This is a genomic window from Enterobacter cloacae complex sp. IR5412, from assembly GCF_049237385.1.
GTDB lineage: Bacteria > Pseudomonadota > Gammaproteobacteria > Enterobacterales > Enterobacteriaceae > Enterobacter > Enterobacter intestinihominis.
Genome location: NZ_JBMKHQ010000003.1, coordinates 19621 through 36677, shown reverse-complemented (window position 1 = coordinate 36677; position 17057 = coordinate 19621). Strand labels below are relative to the sequence as shown.

The 17057-nt window shown below is 58.8% G+C and carries 13 protein-coding genes; 4 read left to right on the top strand and 9 right to left on the bottom strand.

The window, feature by feature from the left end; all coding sequences use genetic code 11:
* Positions 1–38: 38 nt before the first annotated feature.
* From ACOTX2_RS06480 to nasR, 6 genes are all read right to left on the bottom strand, one after another.
* On the bottom strand, positions 39–2516 hold the full coding sequence (locus tag ACOTX2_RS06480) for a nitrate reductase (protein ID WP_063147207.1): 2478 nt from the start codon (positions 2514–2516) through the stop codon (positions 39–41).
* Entirely contained in the window at positions 2513–6499 is a 3987-nt protein-coding gene (gene nirB, locus ACOTX2_RS06475) for a nitrite reductase large subunit NirB (protein ID WP_074136293.1), read from the bottom strand. The genes ACOTX2_RS06480 and nirB overlap by 4 nt, the downstream gene beginning before the upstream one ends.
* Before the next feature lie 12 nt (positions 6500–6511).
* Positions 6512–7300: an ABC transporter ATP-binding protein gene (locus ACOTX2_RS06470; RefSeq protein WP_042715167.1), complete on the bottom strand. Its 789-nt coding sequence runs from the start codon at positions 7298–7300 to the stop codon at positions 6512–6514.
* Between the two features lie 9 nt (positions 7301–7309).
* Entirely contained in the window at positions 7310–8188 is an 879-nt protein-coding gene (gene ntrB / locus ACOTX2_RS06465) for a nitrate ABC transporter permease (protein ID WP_022648369.1), read from the bottom strand.
* A 2-nt stretch (positions 8189–8190) separates the two neighbouring features.
* Entirely contained in the window at positions 8191–9438 is a 1248-nt protein-coding gene (locus ACOTX2_RS06460; protein ID WP_022648370.1) for a CmpA/NrtA family ABC transporter substrate-binding protein, read from the bottom strand.
* A gap of 227 nt (positions 9439–9665) precedes the next feature.
* On the bottom strand, positions 9666–10838 hold the full coding sequence (gene nasR, locus ACOTX2_RS06455; protein ID WP_058646421.1) for a nitrate regulatory protein NasR: 1173 nt from the start codon (positions 10836–10838) through the stop codon (positions 9666–9668).
* 73 nt (positions 10839–10911) lie between these two features.
* Here nasR and ACOTX2_RS06450 point away from each other — a divergent pair, with 73 nt between their 5' ends.
* From ACOTX2_RS06450 to ACOTX2_RS06440, 3 genes are all read left to right on the top strand, one after another.
* A complete protein-coding gene (locus tag ACOTX2_RS06450) occupies positions 10912–11265 on the top strand; it encodes a DsrE/DsrF/TusD sulfur relay family protein (RefSeq protein ID WP_063147205.1) in 354 nt (117 codons plus the stop codon).
* 106 nt (positions 11266–11371) lie between these two features.
* Positions 11372–13156 carry a methyl-accepting chemotaxis protein gene (locus ACOTX2_RS06445; protein WP_023306429.1) on the top strand — a complete coding sequence of 595 codons (1785 nt, stop codon included), beginning with the start codon at positions 11372–11374 and terminating at the stop codon, positions 13154–13156.
* A gap of 196 nt (positions 13157–13352) precedes the next feature.
* Positions 13353–13592, top strand: coding sequence for a hypothetical protein (locus ACOTX2_RS06440; protein ID WP_015570352.1), 240 nt, complete (start codon positions 13353–13355; stop codon positions 13590–13592).
* A gap of 30 nt (positions 13593–13622) precedes the next feature.
* Here the strand turns inward: ACOTX2_RS06440 and ACOTX2_RS06435 are convergent, their stop codons facing one another.
* Positions 13623–14318, bottom strand: coding sequence for a gamma-glutamylcyclotransferase (locus ACOTX2_RS06435; RefSeq protein WP_017384255.1), 696 nt, complete (start codon positions 14316–14318; stop codon positions 13623–13625).
* A 177-nt stretch (positions 14319–14495) separates the two neighbouring features.
* The gene (gene chaB, locus ACOTX2_RS06430) at positions 14496–14726 is read right to left on the bottom strand and encodes a putative cation transport regulator ChaB (RefSeq protein ID WP_003856674.1); all 231 of its coding nucleotides are present in this window, start codon (positions 14724–14726) and stop codon (positions 14496–14498) included.
* A 268-nt stretch (positions 14727–14994) separates the two neighbouring features.
* Between chaB and chaA the strand changes: the two genes are divergently transcribed.
* Entirely contained in the window at positions 14995–16095 is a 1101-nt protein-coding gene (gene chaA / locus ACOTX2_RS06425; RefSeq protein WP_003856672.1) for a sodium-potassium/proton antiporter ChaA, read from the top strand.
* Positions 16096–16201: 106 nt separating this feature from the next.
* Here chaA and kdsA read toward each other — a convergent pair whose 3' ends face one another.
* Positions 16202–17056 carry a 3-deoxy-8-phosphooctulonate synthase gene (gene kdsA, locus ACOTX2_RS06420; protein WP_022648375.1) on the bottom strand — a complete coding sequence of 285 codons (855 nt, stop codon included), beginning with the start codon at positions 17054–17056 and terminating at the stop codon, positions 16202–16204.
* Between the last annotated feature and the right edge of the window lies 1 nt (position 17057).

Here is a 17057-nt window from a genome sequence, read left to right as displayed (position 1 = left end):
GTGCCGGTGCGAAGCCGCCACCTGACGCCTTTACACTATTATCCCAACAGCCCTTTCAGCTCCGGCAGGCAGGAGCCGCAGTTCGTACCGCAACGCAGCTTCACGCCCAGCGCTGCGGCAGAATTACAGCCTCCGGCTATCGCCTTACGTATCGTATTTTCACCCACGCTAAAGCAGCTACAGATAATTCGCCCGGGATCGGCATCTTCGCCCGGCCGTTGTCCGTGCAGCAGCGCGTGGCGTTCAGCGAGTTGTACGGGCGCAGCAGCAAAGGCTTCTTCAATAAACGCATGCGCCAGCGCCGGCAGCGTCTGGCCTTCCCAGTAGCCCAGCATCAGCTCGCCGTGATGCCAGGCGAGCACGCTGCTGCGTTCTCCCGTCTGTGCCACCTGTAACTGCCAGCCCCGACCGCTGGCGTACGCCATGACCCACGACAGCAACGGCTGCTCCCCCGCCACCGTCAGACGTGAGGCTTTACGCCACCAGCATACCGACGGCGGCAGCGCTGGCAACTCGCGGGCATACAGCTCCCCCTGCCAGGCGGGTAGCCAGGGCAGGATCCTCACCGCGGTTTGTTTACTCTCCGGCTGGCCGGACCAGGCATCAACCCGCCCTTCCACCAGCGCGTTGACCTTCCCCTGCCGGGCAAACTGCGCGTTCCAGTGCATCGGCGCAAACAGCTCGCCCGCACGCTGTGCGGTAGAGATACGTACTCTGGCAACCATGACCCCGCGCGGGGAACTTATCCGCGCCAGCTGGCCGTCAGTCAGCCCCGCGCGCGCCGCTTCGGTTGCGTTCATCTCAATAAAAGGCTCATCGATATGCTGCATCAGGCGCGGAACATACCCCGTGCGCGTCATGGTGTGCCACTGATCGCGGATCCGCCCGGTATTCAGTATCAAGGGGTACAATTCGTCGACGCCTGCCCCATGCGAGGAAGGATCAACCGGTACAAGATTTCTTTGCGGGAAATCACCGGCATGCCACTGATAAGGCGCCAGCTCGTCCCACGCCTCTCGCGACAGCGACGCCAGTTCGCGCAGGTTTAGCGCCCGTTCGCCGTTATTTTCAAACGCCGTCAGCGCCGCATGTTCACAAAATATCTCATGAGGGTGTTCCCAGGCGAAGGCATCGCCATAACCGAGCTGCTCTGCGATCCGGGCGATGATCCACCAGTCCGGTCTGGCCTCGCCCGGCGCAGGCAGAAACGCGCGCTGGCGCGAAATACGCCGCTCGGAATTGGTCACCGTTCCGTCTTTTTCGCCCCAGCCCAGGGCGGGAAAACGGATATGAGCAAACCGGCTGGTGTCCGTCTCCTGCATCACCTCAGATACTATGACCAGCGGGCAGACTGCCATGGCCTGGCACACCGCGTGGCTGTCGGGAAGTGACACGGCAGGATTGGTGCCCATGATCCACACCGCCTTCACCTCGCCGCGGGCAATCGCGTCAAACAGCTCTACCGCCATCAGCCCCGGCGTTTGTGCCAGCCGCTCGGTTCCCCAGAAACGCGCCACGCGCGAAAGATCGTCCGGCTCGAAGTTCATGTGCGCCGCCAGCTGGTTCGCCAGCCCACCCACTTCCCGCCCGCCCATGGCGTTTGGCTGTCCGGTCAGCGAAAACGGGCCGCAGCCCGAACGGTTGAACTTCCCGCTGGCAAGATGCACGTTAATGATGGCGTTACACTTGTCGCTGCCGCTGGAGGACTGGTTGATCCCCATGGTGTAGAGCGTGATCGCGCGTGGCGCAGTGACAAACCAGTCGTAGAAGGTGCCAATCTCGTCTGAAGGCAGATCGCAAAACGCGGCCACGTGAGGAATCGGCCACTCGCCGCTCCCCTGAATCAGATTGAGCAATCCCACAAACAGCCCGGCGTCGCTGCCGGGCTTAAGCGCCAGATGCAGGTCAGCGACATCGCAGGTGGCGGTTTTGCGCGGATCGATCACGACCACTTTCATCTGCGGGTTGCTGCGTTTTGCCTGCACCAGCCGCTGATACAGCACCGGATGCGTCCAGGCCGCGTTTGAGCCAACGAGTACCACCAGATCGCTGTTTTCCACGTCCTCGTAGCTGCACGGCACAATGTCTTCACCGAAGGCGCGTTTGTAGCCCACCACCGCCGACGACATGCACAGCCGCGAGTTGGTATCAATGTTCGCCGCCCCGATAAAGCCTTTCATCAGCTTGTTGGCCGCATAGTAATCCTCGGTCAACAGCTGGCCGGAGGCATAAAACGCCACCGCCTGCGGCCCCCATTCGGTGATGATCTTCCGTAGCCGCTCGCCCGCTTCACCCAGCGCCTGCGGCCATGCCACCTCCATGCCGTCAACAACCGGGCGCAGCAGACGTCCCTGCAACCCCGTCGTTTCCCCGAGGGCAGATCCTTTTACGCACAGGCGACCAAAGTTCGCCGGATGAGTTTCATCCCCACGAACGCTTACCGCGCCATCTTCCACACTGGCGACCACGCCGCAGCCCACCCCGCAGTAAGGGCACGTTGTACGGGTTTCCGTCATGAGGCCTCCGCACGCATCAACAGCTCTTGGCTTCCAACCCAAACCTTGCCGTTTTCAATTTTTACCGGCCAGGCGCGCACCACGGGTTCGCCGTTCTCCACCTGACATCCATCGCGCAGACGTATGCGCTGCTTGTAAAGCGGGGAAATCACCACCGGCTCGCCCGCTGCATCGCCAAGGATACCGCGCGAAAGCACGTTCGCGCTGCTGCCCGGCTCCAGGTCGTCCAGGGCATAAACGGACGTTCCAAAGCGGAACAGCGCAATCGGTTTTCGGCCAAGCCGCGCGCCGATGCCCGCCTGCTCGGGGATATCATTGATGCCGCAAATTTCCTGCCAGCGCTTGCTCTCCGCCGCGGCAGGGACATTCACCGCGGTGCGGAACAGCGCCAGGCGATCAGGATCGTTGAGGGTGGTTTGCCATTCGCACTGATAGGTCTCCACCACCCGGGCCATCTCCTGCTCCAGCTCGTGGGCGATCCCAAGGCTGTCGTTGAGGATCACCTCGCGCAGATAGTCGAGGCCGCCTTCCAGGTTATCCATCCAGGTACTGGTGCGTTGCAGACGATCTGCCGTGCGAATGTAGAACATCAGGAAACGGTCAACGGTGCGGATCAGCGTTTCGTCGTCCAGATCGCTGGCAAAGAGATCCGCGTGGCGCGGCTTCATCCCGCCGTTGCCGCACAGATAAAGGTTCCAGCCCTTGTCCGTGGCAATCACCCCCACGTCTTTGCTCTGCGCCTCTGCGCACTCACGGGTACAGCCGGAGACCGCCATTTTGATTTTGTGCGGCGCACGTAACCCCTTGTAGCGATGCTCCAGTTTGACCGCAAGGCCGGTGGAGTCCTGCACGCCATAGCGACACCAGGTCGACCCGACGCAGGATTTCACCGTGCGCAGGGATTTCCCGTACGCATGTCCGGTCTCAAATCCGGCCTCCACCAGCGCCTGCCAGATTTCCGGCAACTGTTCGAGCGTGGCGCCAAACAGGTCAATACGCTGTCCGCCGGTGATTTTGCTGTAAAGGCTATAGCGTTTCGCAATCTGGCCGATGGCGATCAGCCCGTCGGCCGTCACTTCCCCGGCGGGCATGCGCGGCACGATGGAATACGTTCCGTCCTTCTGAATATTGGCAAAGTAGCGGTCGTTGGTGTCCTGCAGCGGCAGATGCGCCGGTTTCAGCAGGTATTCGTTCCAGCAGGAGGCCAGCACTGATCCCACCAGCGGTTTACAGATCTCACAGCCGTGCCCTTGTCCGTAACGGCTGATAAGCTGGTCGAAGGTCCGGATATGGTTGACGCGCACCAGGTGGTATATCTCCTGACGCGAGTACGGGAAGTGCTCACAGATATCTTTTTTCACCTCCACGCCCTGCTCCGCAAGCTGGAACTCCATCACCTGCTTCACCAGCGCGCTACAACCTCCGCAGCCGGTCGCCGCTTTGGTGCACTGCTTAATGGCGCCGATATCCGTTGCGCCCGCACTTACCGCCAGGCAGATATCCCCTTTGCTGACGTTATGACACGAACAGATCTGCGCGCTTTCCGGCAGCGCCGCCACGCCCAGCGCTTTCGGCGCGCAGCCTGACGACGCGGGTAAGATCAGCGTTTCCGGCTCTTTTGGCAGACTAATGCCGTTAAGCATCATCTGCACCAGCGTGGCGTATTCGCTGGCATCGCCCACCAGCACGCCACCCAGCAGGGTTTTGCTGTCGTGACTGACCACAATTTTTTTGTAGATTTGCTGCGGCCCGTGCGTCCACTGGTAGCTCAGCGCCCCCGGCGTGCGCCCGTGGGCATCACCAAACGACGCCACATCCACCCCCAGCAACTTGAGTTTGGTACTCATATCCGCGCCGGTGAAGCGCTTCTCCTCACCCGCCAGCACAGCGGCAGCCACGCGCGCCATCTGGTAGCCCGGGGCCACCAGGCCAAAGATTTTCCCCTCCCACAGCGCGCATTCCCCGATGGCAAGCACGTCCGGATCGGAGGTCCGGCAGCCGTCGTCAATACAGATCCCGCCGCGCTCGCCAATAGCCAGCCCGCTGCTGCGTGCCAGCGCGTCCTGCGGACGAATACCGGCAGAGAAGACGACCATGTCCGTTTCCAGCTGTTCACCATCGGCAAAGCGCAGTACCAGCCCGTCGTCTGCGGTGGCAATCTCCGTCGTCGATTTACTGGTGTGTACCCCTACGCCCAGCGCCTCAATTTTCCTGCGCAGCATTGCCGCACCGTCGCTGTCGAGCTGCACCGCCATCAGGTTCGGCGCAAACTCCACCACGTGGGTTTCCAGCCCTAGCTGCTTAAGCGCATTCGCCGCCTCCAGCCCCAGCAGGCCGCCGCCAATTACCACGCCGCGGCGAGAGCCTGCCGCATGGGCCGCAATGTTGTCCAGATCGTCGAGGGTGCGGTAGACAAAACAACCCGGCAGATCGCTGCCCGGAACGGGCGGTACGAACGGGTACGAGCCGGTCGCCAGCACCAGCTTATCCCAGTGGGTTTCATGGCCGCTGGCGGTACGCACAACGTGTGCATCACGATCGATAGCGACAATCTGCTGCGAGAGGCGCAGCTCTATACCGTTATCGGCAAAGAACTCCCCCGCCACCAGCGAGAGCGAGTCCGCGCTGCGTCCGCCAAAATATTCCGACAGATGCACGCGGTCATAGGCCGCATAGCGCTCTTCGCCAAAAACAATAATCTGATACTGCTGATGCAAATTGCGGTTAACGCAGTCTTCGAGGAAATGATGGCCGACCATACCGTGCCCAACCACCACCAGAGTAGGTTTTGTCATAGCGTTCTGTCCTGCAACCTGCGGTTGCGTTGTGAAACGATCGAACAGCCAGTCCGCGTGGGCGGGCGCAGCCGTTGCCAGTAAATCGGTAAAGGTTGCCGCGCTGCGGCAGTCACCCAGCAGCAGCACGCCAGCCAGCGTCCCCTGATGGATCAGTAAACGTCGATAGTGACGGGTCAGCGGATCCCATGAACTCCATACCACATCGTCCGCCTGCGCCGTCGCGCGTCCGAGGCTGAACAGCTCCACGCCGGTCACCTTAAGACGCACGCCGTTGTCGGTCCGGGTAAACGGCGCGGTGACCTCCCCGGCCAGCCGCGCGGCGAGAATATCCGCCTGCGCCAGACAGGGGGCGACCAGGCCAAATGTCTGGCCGTCAATTTCGCAGCACTCGCCGATGGCGTAGATAGCCGGCACGGAGGTTTGCATCTGGTGATCCACCACGATACCGCGCGCGCAGCGAATGCCGCTGGTTTTTGCCAGCGCAACGTTGGGCTGTACACCCGTGGCCAGCACCACGCGCGCGGCGGTGACGCGGCATCCGTTGAGTAGCGTCACGCTCTTGCCGTTAATCGCCGCGATGCCAGAGGCGAGTTCACAGCTAACGCCCCGCGCCGCCAGCGCCTCTTCAAGCAGCAGTCCCGCCTGCTGATCCAGCTGCTGTTCCATCAGCCAGGGACCACGATGGATAAGCGTGACGTTGTCACCGTTGCGCGCCAGCGCTGCCGCTGCTTCCACGCCAAGTACGCCACCGCCCAGCACTACCGCCGGACCGGAGAGGTTCTGGATGGCGCGGGTCTCTGCCAGGGTGCGAAAGGTGAACACATGCGGCGCATCGCCGCCGGGGATCGGCGGCACTACAGGGGTAGACCCGGTGGCAAACACCAGCGCATCCCAGCCCAGCGTGCGAGCAGAGGTACGCACTTTACGCGCGTTAACGTCTACTGATAGCACCGTTTCTCCTCGCAGCACCGTCACGCCTCGTGCCGTGTACCAGTCTTCATCGTGCAGACAGATGTGCTCCGCCTGCTTTTCACCACTCAGCACCGGCGAAAGCTGGATGCGGTTGTACGCCTGCTCCGGCTCGTCACCGATGACGGTGATAGCGAAACGACCGGGCACACGCCCGGTGAGCGATGCAATCAGCCGGGTTGCCGCCATACCATTACCGATAATGACCAGTCGCATCGTGCCCCCTCATTACGCCGCTTTCGGCTGTTTTTCGTAGAGGAAATGGAGGATCTGCTGGCGCATGTGGTGATAGCGGCTATCGTCCGCCAGCTGCACCCGGTTGCGCGGGCGCGGCAGATCGACGCGCAGGATCTCACCCACGGTGGCCGCCGGGCCGTTGGTCATCATCAATACGCGGTCAGAGAGCAGTACCGCCTCGTCCACGTCGTGAGTGATGAGCACGATGGTGGTGTTCAGCGCCTGCTGGATCTGCATCACCGAGTCCTGAAGATGGGCACGCGTCAGCGCATCGAGCGCGCCAAACGGCTCATCCATCAGCAGCACTTTCGGCTTCATTGCCAGCGCCCGGGCAATACCGACGCGCTGCTTCATACCGCCGGAGATCTCCCCGGGGCGCTTATGCAGCGCGTGGCCCATCTGCACCCGGTCGAGATTGTGCTCAATCCACTCTTTGCGCTCGGCCTTACTCATGGTGCGACGGAAGACCTGATCCACCGCCAGCGCCACGTTGTCGAAGCAGGTTAACCACGGCAGCAGCGAATGATTCTGAAACACTACCGCACGCTCAGGCCCCGGCCCGGCGATTTCGCGGTTGTCGCAAATCAGCCCGCCTTCCGTCGGCAGCGTGATCCCGGCGATCAGGTTTAACAGCGTCGACTTGCCGCAGCCGGAGTGACCAATCAGACTGACGGTTTCGCCCTCGTGGATATCAAAAGAGACGTTTTGCAGTGCCAGAAACTCGCCGCTGGCGGTGGAAAAACGCTGGCTCACGGCCTGGACCTGAATTAAAGGTTTCATCTTCACTCCTTATTTTTCCTGCCAGCTAAAGCGACGGGCGATCAGCATCAGCCCCTGCTCCAGCAGCAACCCGACCACGCCAATGATGACGATGGCGATGAGAATGTTTTCGACGTTAAGGTTGTTCCACTCATTCCAGATCCAGAAGCCAATGCCTAAACCTCCGGTGAGCATCTCGGCGGCGACAATCACCAGCCAGGCAATGCCAATGGAGAGACGTACCCCGGTCAACACCGCAGGCAGCACGGCGGGGAAAAGAATGCGGCGCATGATGGTCCACTCTGAGAGTTGCAGCACCCGGGCCACGTTGAGGTAGTCCTGCGGAATACGGCGCACCCCTTCGGCGGTGTTAATGACCATCGGCCAGATGGAGCAGATAAAAATGGTCCAACTCGACGCGGGCTCCGCTTTCTGGAACAGCAGCAGGCCGATAGGCAGCCAGGCCAGCGGGCTGACCGGACGCAGGAGCGCGATCAGCGGGTTGAACATGCGGGAGAAAAAGGTGAAGCGCCCAATCAAAAAGCCCAGCGGAATGCCCGCCAGCGCCGCCAGACCGAAGCCGATGGCGACGCGCTGCAACGACGCCAGCACGTTCCAGCCAATGCCCATATCGTTTGGCCCGTCGCGATAAAACGGATCGGCAAACAGGGTCATGGCCGAATCGAGCGTGCTGAGCGGCGTCGGGAAACCTTTACTGTTTATCGCCGCCAGCTGCCAGAGCACCACCAGCAGACCGAGACCGAGCAGCGCCGGGATGACGCGCTGTAAAAACTCATTCATCCGACGCGTAAACGCTGGCGCACGACGGCGAACCTGTAGCGGAGGCAGGACAATCACTTCCCCGCTCTCTGACTTCTCTTGTGGTTGCGTATTTTGCAGATGCTGCATACTCAGGCCCCTTTACGGTGAATGGCGAAGCGGTTGGCGTACCCTTCCGGATCGGTGCCGTTCCAGACGGTGCCGTCCATCAGGGTACTGCTGCGATACGGTGATGACGGTGTGGACATGCCGCCCACGGCGGTCGCGGCATCCTGCCAGACCGCGGTCTGGTTAATGCGCTGTGCGATGCCCGCATAATCCGGCGCGGCGTTGAGCAAGCCCCAGCGACGGAACTGGGTTAAGAACCACATGCCGTCGGAGAGATACGGGTAGCTCACGGCACCCTCATTGAAGAAACGGATCGGGTGCGCATCCTGCCAGCGCTGACCGAGCCCGTTGTCGTATTCGCCGAGCATGCGTCCGGTGAGGTACTGTTCCTTGCAGTTGAGCCATGCGCGGCGCGAGAGGATCTGCGCGGTTTCACGTTTGTTTTCCGCTGACGCCTCGATCCAGCGCGCGGCTTCCATCACGGCGCTCACCAGCGCCCGTGCGGTGTGCGGATTTTTCACCACCCAGTCGCGTCGGGTGCCGAGGATCTTTTCCGGGTGATCGGCCCAGATGGACTGTGACGTGGCGGCGGTAAACCCGATGCGGTCGTTAATCGCCCGCGCGTTCCACGGCTCGCCGACGCAGAACCCGACCATGTTGCCGATGCGCATGTTCATCACCATCTGTGGCGGCGGGACCACCACAGTGCGCACGTCGTCAAACGGGTTAATGCCCGCACTGGCCAGCCAGTAGTAGAGCCACATAGCGTGTGTCCCCGTCGGGAAGGTATGCGCGAAGGTGTAGGTTCCCGGTGCCTGCTGTGTAATCAGCTTTTTCAGCCCGTCGAGATCACGAACGCCCTTCTCCGCCAGATCGCTGGAGAGCGTAATGGCCTGACCGTTCTGGTTGAGAGTCATCAGGTTCGCCATCTGCTGCGGCTTGCCCGCGATACCCAGCTCCAGTCCGTACAGCAGGCCGTAAAGAATGTGTGCGGCGTCCAGCTCCCCCGCCACCAGCTTGTCGCGCACCGCCGCCCAGCTCGCCTCCTTGGTAGGTACAATGGTAATGCCGTGTTTTTTATCGAACCCTTTCAGGGCCGCGATAACCACTGGCGCGCAATCGGTCAAGGGGATAAACCCGATACGCACAGTATCCTGCTCCGGCTTATCTGACCCCGCCGCCCATGCGGCCTGCATGACACCCGGCAACAGCATCGCACCACTCGCCAGCATGCTGGCCTGCAATAACCGCCGTCTCGACAAATCCGCCATAATTGCTCCTTAAAAAAGGCAAAAAAAAGCGCCCGACGGTGCTGAAGCACCGCTGGACGCCTTTATCCCGAAGACGTATGCACCGCCGTTGGCGCATCGTCAAAAATAGTTAATCTGTTAATGCAAAGGTGATGCCAGCTTTTTAACCCCGGCGTTACGGGGTTTCTGCAAGGAGAGCACTGTTTTACGCACCTCAATCAGGCATTAAATGCCCACTGACTGTGCAACTACTCCCCAGGGGGTATCTTCCACAGATTTTTCACCGTAAGGAGCGCACGGGCGATATCCACCATGCGTTGGTTTTTATCCATCGCCATTTTGCGCAGGGCTGTCCACGCCTGCTCCTCGCTCATGTTCTGATGCGTCATTAGCACGCTTTTGGCCTTGTCGATGGTCTTGCGCTCCTCCAGCGTGTCGCGCAGGGAAGCAAGTTGACGGGAGAGTTGCTCAATTTCGCGCGCCTGCTGGCGCACCAGCGGCAGCAGTGGTCTATCCGGAAATCGCGCCAGGATATCGCCGTACTCATCGTCTACGTGCAGGTTTTCGCTATAGCGACGCTCCTCAACTGCCGTCATCAGATCGGCAATGGCTACCTCCTCCAGCGTGCGCAGATGCTCAAGACGCGCGGTTTGCAGGGCAAACCATTTGAGGGCGGTATCGCCATTATCTGCCGGAGGCTGGCGGGTGCACGCTTCACGCCTGAGTTTTTCAGTCTCCAGACCCGGCTGACAGTTGAGGGTAAACGTCTCCTGCACGTCTGGAGTGCAATGGGAGATAAAAACCTCAAAGCAGGCCTGCTGGCCATCAATGCGATCCACCAGCCGCTGGCGAGTTTCATCGTCAAAGAATCCCTGGGTGAAACCAATAGCCCCTAACGCCCGCTCTTGTCCCACAAGTTCTTTGCCCTGCATCAGGCTGTAAAGGGCCACAAATCGGCCCGCGATGTGCGGATCGTCAATGCTGTCGCTGAGTTGAGGTACGATATTGAGCAGATGACGCAGTATGCGGCTGTAGTGTTCCATCGCCTGCGGCGCGGTGACGCGTTGACCTGTAACGCCATCACGCAGCACCGTCAGCGTTTCAAGGCCGTGCAGTGCGCTGGCGATACGTTCGCAGAGGGCGCTGCCCGGCAGCGGTTCGCTAAACAGGAGGTGCAATGCAGCAAGGTTTTCATCCACCAAAGCCCTGCTGGCCTTGCATTCAGGCCCGTACAATTTACCCTGCGAGCAGAGCCAGACATTTGACGCACCGCGTTCGCACTGTAGCATATGCACCAGTCGACTGATGCCGTTCACCAGTGCGCCCAGCTGCGCTAATCTGCCGAGCTGTTCCTCCCGCAGCATTCTTGCACGCTGGAACCATTCGGTCGCGCCAGGCGAACTGCCAGCCACTATCGTCATCGTTTCTCTCTCCGATACATATTCTTCGGTATGAGAAGCAATATTCGTGCCTTTTCAAAGAACAGGAGTCAACATGCAGAAGATTGTGATCGTCGCCAACGGTGCGGCCTACGGCAGTGAATCCCTTTTTAACAGTCTGCGCCTGGCAATCGCGCTGCGCGATAAGGAGAGTGAGCTGGAGCTGCGCCTCTTTTTGATGTCCGATGCCGTCACGGCCGCGCTGAAGGGGCAGAAACCCGCTGAGGGCTACAACATACAACACATGCTGGAGATCCTGACCGCGCAAAACGTTCCGGTCAAGCTGTGCAAAACCTGTACCGACGGTCGCGGCATTACCGGGCTGACCCTGATTGATGGCGTGGAAATTGGCACGCTGGTTGAACTGGCTGAATGGACTCTTACCGCTGATAAAGTATTAACTTTTTAATAATAAATCGCTAAAAATATTATTTTCTTATGGACGCGGTTTCAGCATCAAGTTTACCTGCGCCATTGCCGATAGGCATGGAAACAACACAGCAGGTATTACACTTATGTTCAGATCCATTCGCGCCCGCATTATTGCGGCGACGACAGGCTGTATGGTCGTCGCCCTTCTTCTTAATACTATTATCAACTTTCAGGTCACGCGCCAGGATAATCAGCAGTCGCAGCGCGATATACTGACCAGCACCAGCGCCAGTCACAATATGGCGATTGCCGACTGGGTCAAAAGCAAAATGACGGTGATTGCCTCCGCGCAGAGTATCGCGCTGGCTGACGATCCGGTTCCGGTGTTTAAGCAATTAGCCCAGGCGGGCGGCTTCACCAACGTCTACGCAGGCTACGCCAGCAAGACGGCGAAATTCTCCGATCCTGCGGGGGTCCCGGCGGATTATGACCCAACCATTCGTCCCTGGTATCAGCAGGTGGTGAGCACGGACGGCCCGGTTGTGACGGCGCCCTACGTTGATGCCGGGACCGGGAAGCTGGTGGTGACGTTTGCCGTACCGGTGAAGGAGAATGGTACTCTGAAAGCAGTGGTAGCGGGCGATGTCGCCATGGATAGCGTGGTGGCGAACGTGCGCGGGATCCACCCAACGCCTGCCAGCAGCGGGTTGCTCCTGAACAGCGACGGCACGGTTATTGCCGCCAACGAGCCGACCCTGACGCTGAAGCCGTTTACCGGGACGATCAAAGGCATCGACCTTGCGGCGCTGAAGAGCGGTAATCCGGTCGACGGGACGCTGAATGATGAGGAAAAAACCTTTATAGCCTCAGCCGTGCCGGGCACGAACTGGCTGCTGGTCGTCGCCCTCGACAGCAGCGACGCTACCTCCGGCATGCGTTCCTTGCTGAAAGCGTCGGCAATCTCGCTGGTGATTCTGGCGCTTCTGAGCGGCGCCATTGTCCACCTCCTGATAGCCCGCCTGCTTAAGCGCCTGTCCGACATTCGCGACGCGATGCACAGCATTGCCAACGGCACCAACGATCTATCCCAGCGTCTGCCGGATAGCGGCGATGACGAAGTGGCGCAAATTGCGCAGGCGTTTAACGCCTTCAGCAATAAACTCTCGGTGGTGATGGTCCAGCTTCGCGACGCCAGCGCCTCAGTGAAAAACGCCGCGCAGGAGATTGCGGCAGGCAATCAGGATCTCTCCGGACGAACCGAGCAGGCCGCGTCCAGCCTGCGTGAGACCGCCAGCGCCGTGGAAGAGATAACCGCCTCCGTTACCCAGTCGAATGAATCGGCCGAAGAAGCCAACGACCAGGCCAGTAAGGCCTCTGCGGCCGCAGCGCGCGGCGGCGAAGTTGTCTCGCAGGCAATCAGCACCATGCAGTCCATCGAAGTGGCTTCTGCAAAGATTGGCGATATCACCAGCGTGATTGACGGCATCGCCTTCCAGACCAACATTCTGGCGCTTAACGCCTCCGTCGAAGCGGCTCGTGCCGGTGAGCAGGGCCGTGGGTTCGCGGTCGTTGCGGGGGAAGTGCGTAATCTGGCCAGCCGCAGCGCTCAGGCGGCGAAAGAGATTAAATCCCTTATTGACTCCACTACCGAAAGCGTTGCAACCGGCTCCCGATTTGTGCACCTTGCGGGCGACAGCATGGATGAGATCCGCGCCAGCGTCGGGAGCGTGTCTGGCATTATGCGTGAAATATCTATTGCCACCCGCGAGCAGATGAAAGGCATCCATGAAATTAACCACGCGGTGACTCACCTGGATCGCATGGTGCAGCAGAACGCTGAACTCGTTGTACAGTCTGCTGCTGCGGCCAGCGCGCTGCAAAGCCAGGCGGGCGACCTTGCTGAGACCGCTGGCCATTTCCGCATATAATTTTTCCCGGACGCGCGTTAAGCAGGGAAAACGCGCGTCGGCTGAAAGGTTTCAGAAATTTTGTCATTTTTGTTTAATCGTTGCGCCATTTTTTGATCGAAATCAGCATCACCCACCTTCCCCTTTGGTGTTATGCAATGAGTAAATTGTGAACAACATCACGCTCGGGATGGGCAAAAACGACGGGGTATAAAAAATGGCACGAGTTAAAACGAGTCTGAAACTGTTTGGCGGGGATACGGTAGTGGTGCGTTGCTCAGAACGTTGCCGCATCCATCTGATGAGTACAAAAGGGCAAAAGCAATCGCAGGCAGATATCCTTACCGTCCAGGATGATAAGGCCTGGCTGACGGTGCCTTACACCGGCACCTGGGATGTGCTGATCGACAGCCACAGCCAGTCGCTCGAACATTCCGTAAGTTACGTGGCAGCATAACCATAAACGCCCGGCCAGCCGGGCGTATTATCAGGCAAAACCCGGGCGGAGCGTATTGCTGAGCGGGTTCCCTTCCAGCAGCGCTTTAACCTTCACCACCAGCTCACTCAGACAGTCGTCCTGCATACCGAGACGCGTCAGCTCCTGATCGAGCGAGAAAAGGTACTGGGCATTAGTGCCCAGCGGTCCACTGGCGGCGGCAATCAGCGGGGCAATCACCTGGGTTCGGGTGTCGGCTTCATACAGCGGGTGCCGCGGATCCATAATGAACACCAGCGCGTTGACGGTGCGGCCGTCGTCCAGTTCCAGCTTGCACCAGCTGGGCATATAGCAGCCGGTGATCATCTCGCGCTTCCACAGCAGCGTCAGCTCATCTTCCAGCGTGGTATCCGGCAGCCGGTATGCCACACCCGTGGTGCGCCCGCCCTCTTTTAGTGCAAGCATACGTCCAGGCTGACACGCGCTGCCGCGTCCGGCGGTCAGGCGCAAACAGAAGGCGCGGTGCCAGCCAGGCAGCGTTCCGGTTGCCGATTCAACAAACTCGAGCGCCGGGTTCCACATCAGAGAGCCGTAACCAAAAATCCAGACCGGGCCATCATCCGGGCGGCAGGCCAGCGTTGCCGCAAGCGACGCCGCACGTTGTTCAGCCGACCACAGAAGCGATTCCTCAATAGCACCAAATGCCGTCTTACAATCTGCCTTCATCAAGAAATCACGCGTTAACACATTCCACCTCCGCCACTGCATGCTTCCTTGCGACATCTTTAATGCGCCTTCCCGGCATTCTGTGCTGTTCATTTTAACAGCAGTTGAGCAACGATAAGCAATTCGCGGGCCAGATGCAATACAGCGGCAGTTCAACCGCCTGAAATGTCAAAATGGAGGCAGCGTATTATTCGGCAGCTATTTCTTTTTGTGCCATTTGTCATCATCCCCTTTCTCATAGTCATTTTTTACGGCGGCCCAGGCCACTTTATGCGCCGTCTCTTCACGGCTGGCATCGTCCCGGCGATCTTCTTTATCTTTGTACTGATCCCAGGCGCTGTTAAAGGCTTCTTTGTAGATATCCTGAGCGTGGGCAGGCAGTACGTTTTGCACGTTATCCGGTAATTCGCTTTTCGATTTGTATGGCATCGCTAACCTCTCTTTTGGCTAAAAGATAAGTGTGGACGACGATACGCCAGGGTGCCAGCCGACAGCAAGAAATGAACTATTTAATAGCACAAACCATTGTTATTAAATTATTATTTTGTGTAAATAAGGTATTATAAGCTTCAGGAAGAAAAATCCCATTAAAGGGTAAAATTAAGTAAAAAATACAGGGTATTTAACCGTTTTCTGTTAATTTAACACCCTCAAAATCTATCTATAATTACAAGCACCTGCACTGTTGGAGAAACACATGACAGCAACACACGAGGCGGTAAAGACCCGCCACAAGGAGACCTCTCTCATTTTCCCGGTTCTGGCACTGGCTGTGCTGCTCTTCTGGGGAAGCAGTCAGTCATTGCCAGTGGTTGTGGGGATCAATATTCTGGCTCTGGTGGGTATTTTAACCAGTGCATTTAGCGTGGTACGCCATGCGGATGTTTTAGCCCACCGTCTTGGAGAGCCGTATGGGTCATTAATTTTAAGCCTTTCGGTTGTGATTCTTGAGGTCAGTCTAATTTCCGCATTAATGGCCACCGGCGACGCCGCACCAACGTTAATGCGCGATACGCTCTACTCCATCATTATGATTGTTACCGGCGGCCTGGTCGGTTTTTCGCTTTTATTAGGTGGCCGCAAATTTGCCACCCAGTACATGAACCTTTTTGGCATTAAACAGTATCTGATCGCCCTGTTCCCGCTGGCGATTATCGTGCTGGTATTCCCGATGGCATTGCCGGGCGCAAACTTCACCACCGGCCAGGCGCTGCTGGTGGCGCTGATTTCCGCGGCAATGTACGGCGTGTTCCTGCTGATCCAGACCAAAACGCACCAGAGCCTGTTTGTTTACGAGCATGAAGACGACGGCGACGATGATGACCCGCATCACGGTAAGCCGTCGGCCCACAGCAGCGCGTGGCACACGGTTTGGCTGATCGTGCATCTGATTGCGGTAATTGCGGTCACCAAGATGAATGCGAACCCGCTGGAGGCGCTGTTAACTGAACTGAACGCGCCGGTCGCCTTTACCGGTTTCCTGGTAGCCCTGTTGATCCTGTCGCCAGAAGGCCTGGGAGCGCTGAAAGCGGTGCTCAATAATCAGGTGCAGCGTGCGATGAATCTGTTCTTTGGCTCCGTTCTGGCGACCATCTCCCTTACCGTTCCGGTGGTAACGCTTATTGCCTTTATGACGGGGAATGAATTGCAGTTTGCGCTGGGTGCACCAGAGATGATTGTGATGGTAGCGTCGCTACTACTGTGCCAGATTTCCTTCTCAACCGGCCGCACCAATGTGCTGAACGGCGCGGCGCATATGGCGCTGTTTATTGCGTATCTGATGACGATATTTGCGTAATTTTTTTGCCGGGTGGCGCTGCGCTTACCCGGCCTACGAAACCCGTAGGCCCGCGCAAGCGTAGCGCCGCCGGGCAAAGAAAAACCCGCCGAAGCGGGTTTTTTTATTAGTTGCTGGTATCCAGCTCGTCGAAGCTCTTCACCAGATCGTCAATCGCTTTGATCTGTTTCAGGAATGGCTCCAGCTTATCCAGCGGCAGCGCGGATGGACCGTCGCATTTCGCGTTAACCGGATCCGGGTGCGCTTCAATGAACAGACCCGCCAGGCCGGTTGCCATACCGGCGCGCGCCAGTTCGGTCACCTGCGCACGACGCCCGCCAGACGCGGCGCCAAACGGGTCGCGACATTGCAGGGAGTGGGTCACGTCGAAAATCACCGGAGACTGGTTAGAGACGTTCTTCATTACGCTGAAGCCCAGCATATCCACAACCAGGTTGTCATAACCGAAGTTTGAACCACGGTCGCACAGGATCACCTGGTCGTTACCACCTTCGATAAATTTATCGACGATGTTACCCATCTGGCCAGGGCTCACGAACTGAGGTTTTTTCACGTTAATCACGGCACCGGTTTTCGCCATCGCTTCTACCAGGTCAGTCTGGCGCGCCAGGAACGCCGGAAGCTGAATCACGTCTACCACATCAGCCACGGGCTGTGCCTGAGACGCTTCGTGCACGTCGGTGATCACTTTCACGCCAAACGTCTGTTTCAGCTCCTGGAAAATCTTCATCCCCTCTTCCAGGCCCGGGCCACGGTAGGAGTGAATGGAGGAGCGGTTGGCTTTGTCAAAAGAGGCTTTAAACACGTACGGGATGCCCAGCTTTTGGGTCACGGTCACGTAGTGTTCGCAGATGCGCATAGCGAGATCGCGGGATTCCAGAACGTTCATACCGCCAAACAGCACGAACGGCAGGTCGTTTGCCACGTTGATATCACCAATGCTAACCACTTTTTGTTTCATA

Coding starts and splice junctions, on each gene's coding strand:
- ACOTX2_RS06480 (WP_063147207.1), bottom strand. CDS start 2,516: ATGACGGAAACCCGTACAACGTGCCCTTACTGCGGGGTGGGCTGCGGC.
- nirB (WP_074136293.1), bottom strand. CDS start 6,499: ATGCGACTGGTCATTATCGGTAATGGTATGGCGGCAACCCGGCTGATT.
- ACOTX2_RS06470 (WP_042715167.1), bottom strand. CDS start 7,300: ATGAAACCTTTAATTCAGGTCCAGGCCGTGAGCCAGCGTTTTTCCACC.
- ntrB (WP_022648369.1), bottom strand. CDS start 8,188: ATGCAGCATCTGCAAAATACGCAACCACAAGAGAAGTCAGAGAGCGGG.
- ACOTX2_RS06460 (WP_022648370.1), bottom strand. CDS start 9,438: ATGGCGGATTTGTCGAGACGGCGGTTATTGCAGGCCAGCATGCTGGCG.
- nasR (WP_058646421.1), bottom strand. CDS start 10,838: ATGACGATAGTGGCTGGCAGTTCGCCTGGCGCGACCGAATGGTTCCAG.
- ACOTX2_RS06450 (WP_063147205.1), top strand. CDS start 10,912: ATGCAGAAGATTGTGATCGTCGCCAACGGTGCGGCCTACGGCAGTGAA.
- ACOTX2_RS06445 (WP_023306429.1), top strand. CDS start 11,372: ATGTTCAGATCCATTCGCGCCCGCATTATTGCGGCGACGACAGGCTGT.
- ACOTX2_RS06440 (WP_015570352.1), top strand. CDS start 13,353: ATGGCACGAGTTAAAACGAGTCTGAAACTGTTTGGCGGGGATACGGTA.
- chaB (WP_003856674.1), bottom strand. CDS start 14,726: ATGCCATACAAATCGAAAAGCGAATTACCGGATAACGTGCAAAACGTA.
- chaA (WP_003856672.1), top strand. CDS start 14,995: ATGACAGCAACACACGAGGCGGTAAAGACCCGCCACAAGGAGACCTCT.
- kdsA (WP_022648375.1), bottom strand. CDS start 17,056: ATGAAACAAAAAGTGGTTAGCATTGGTGATATCAACGTGGCAAACGAC.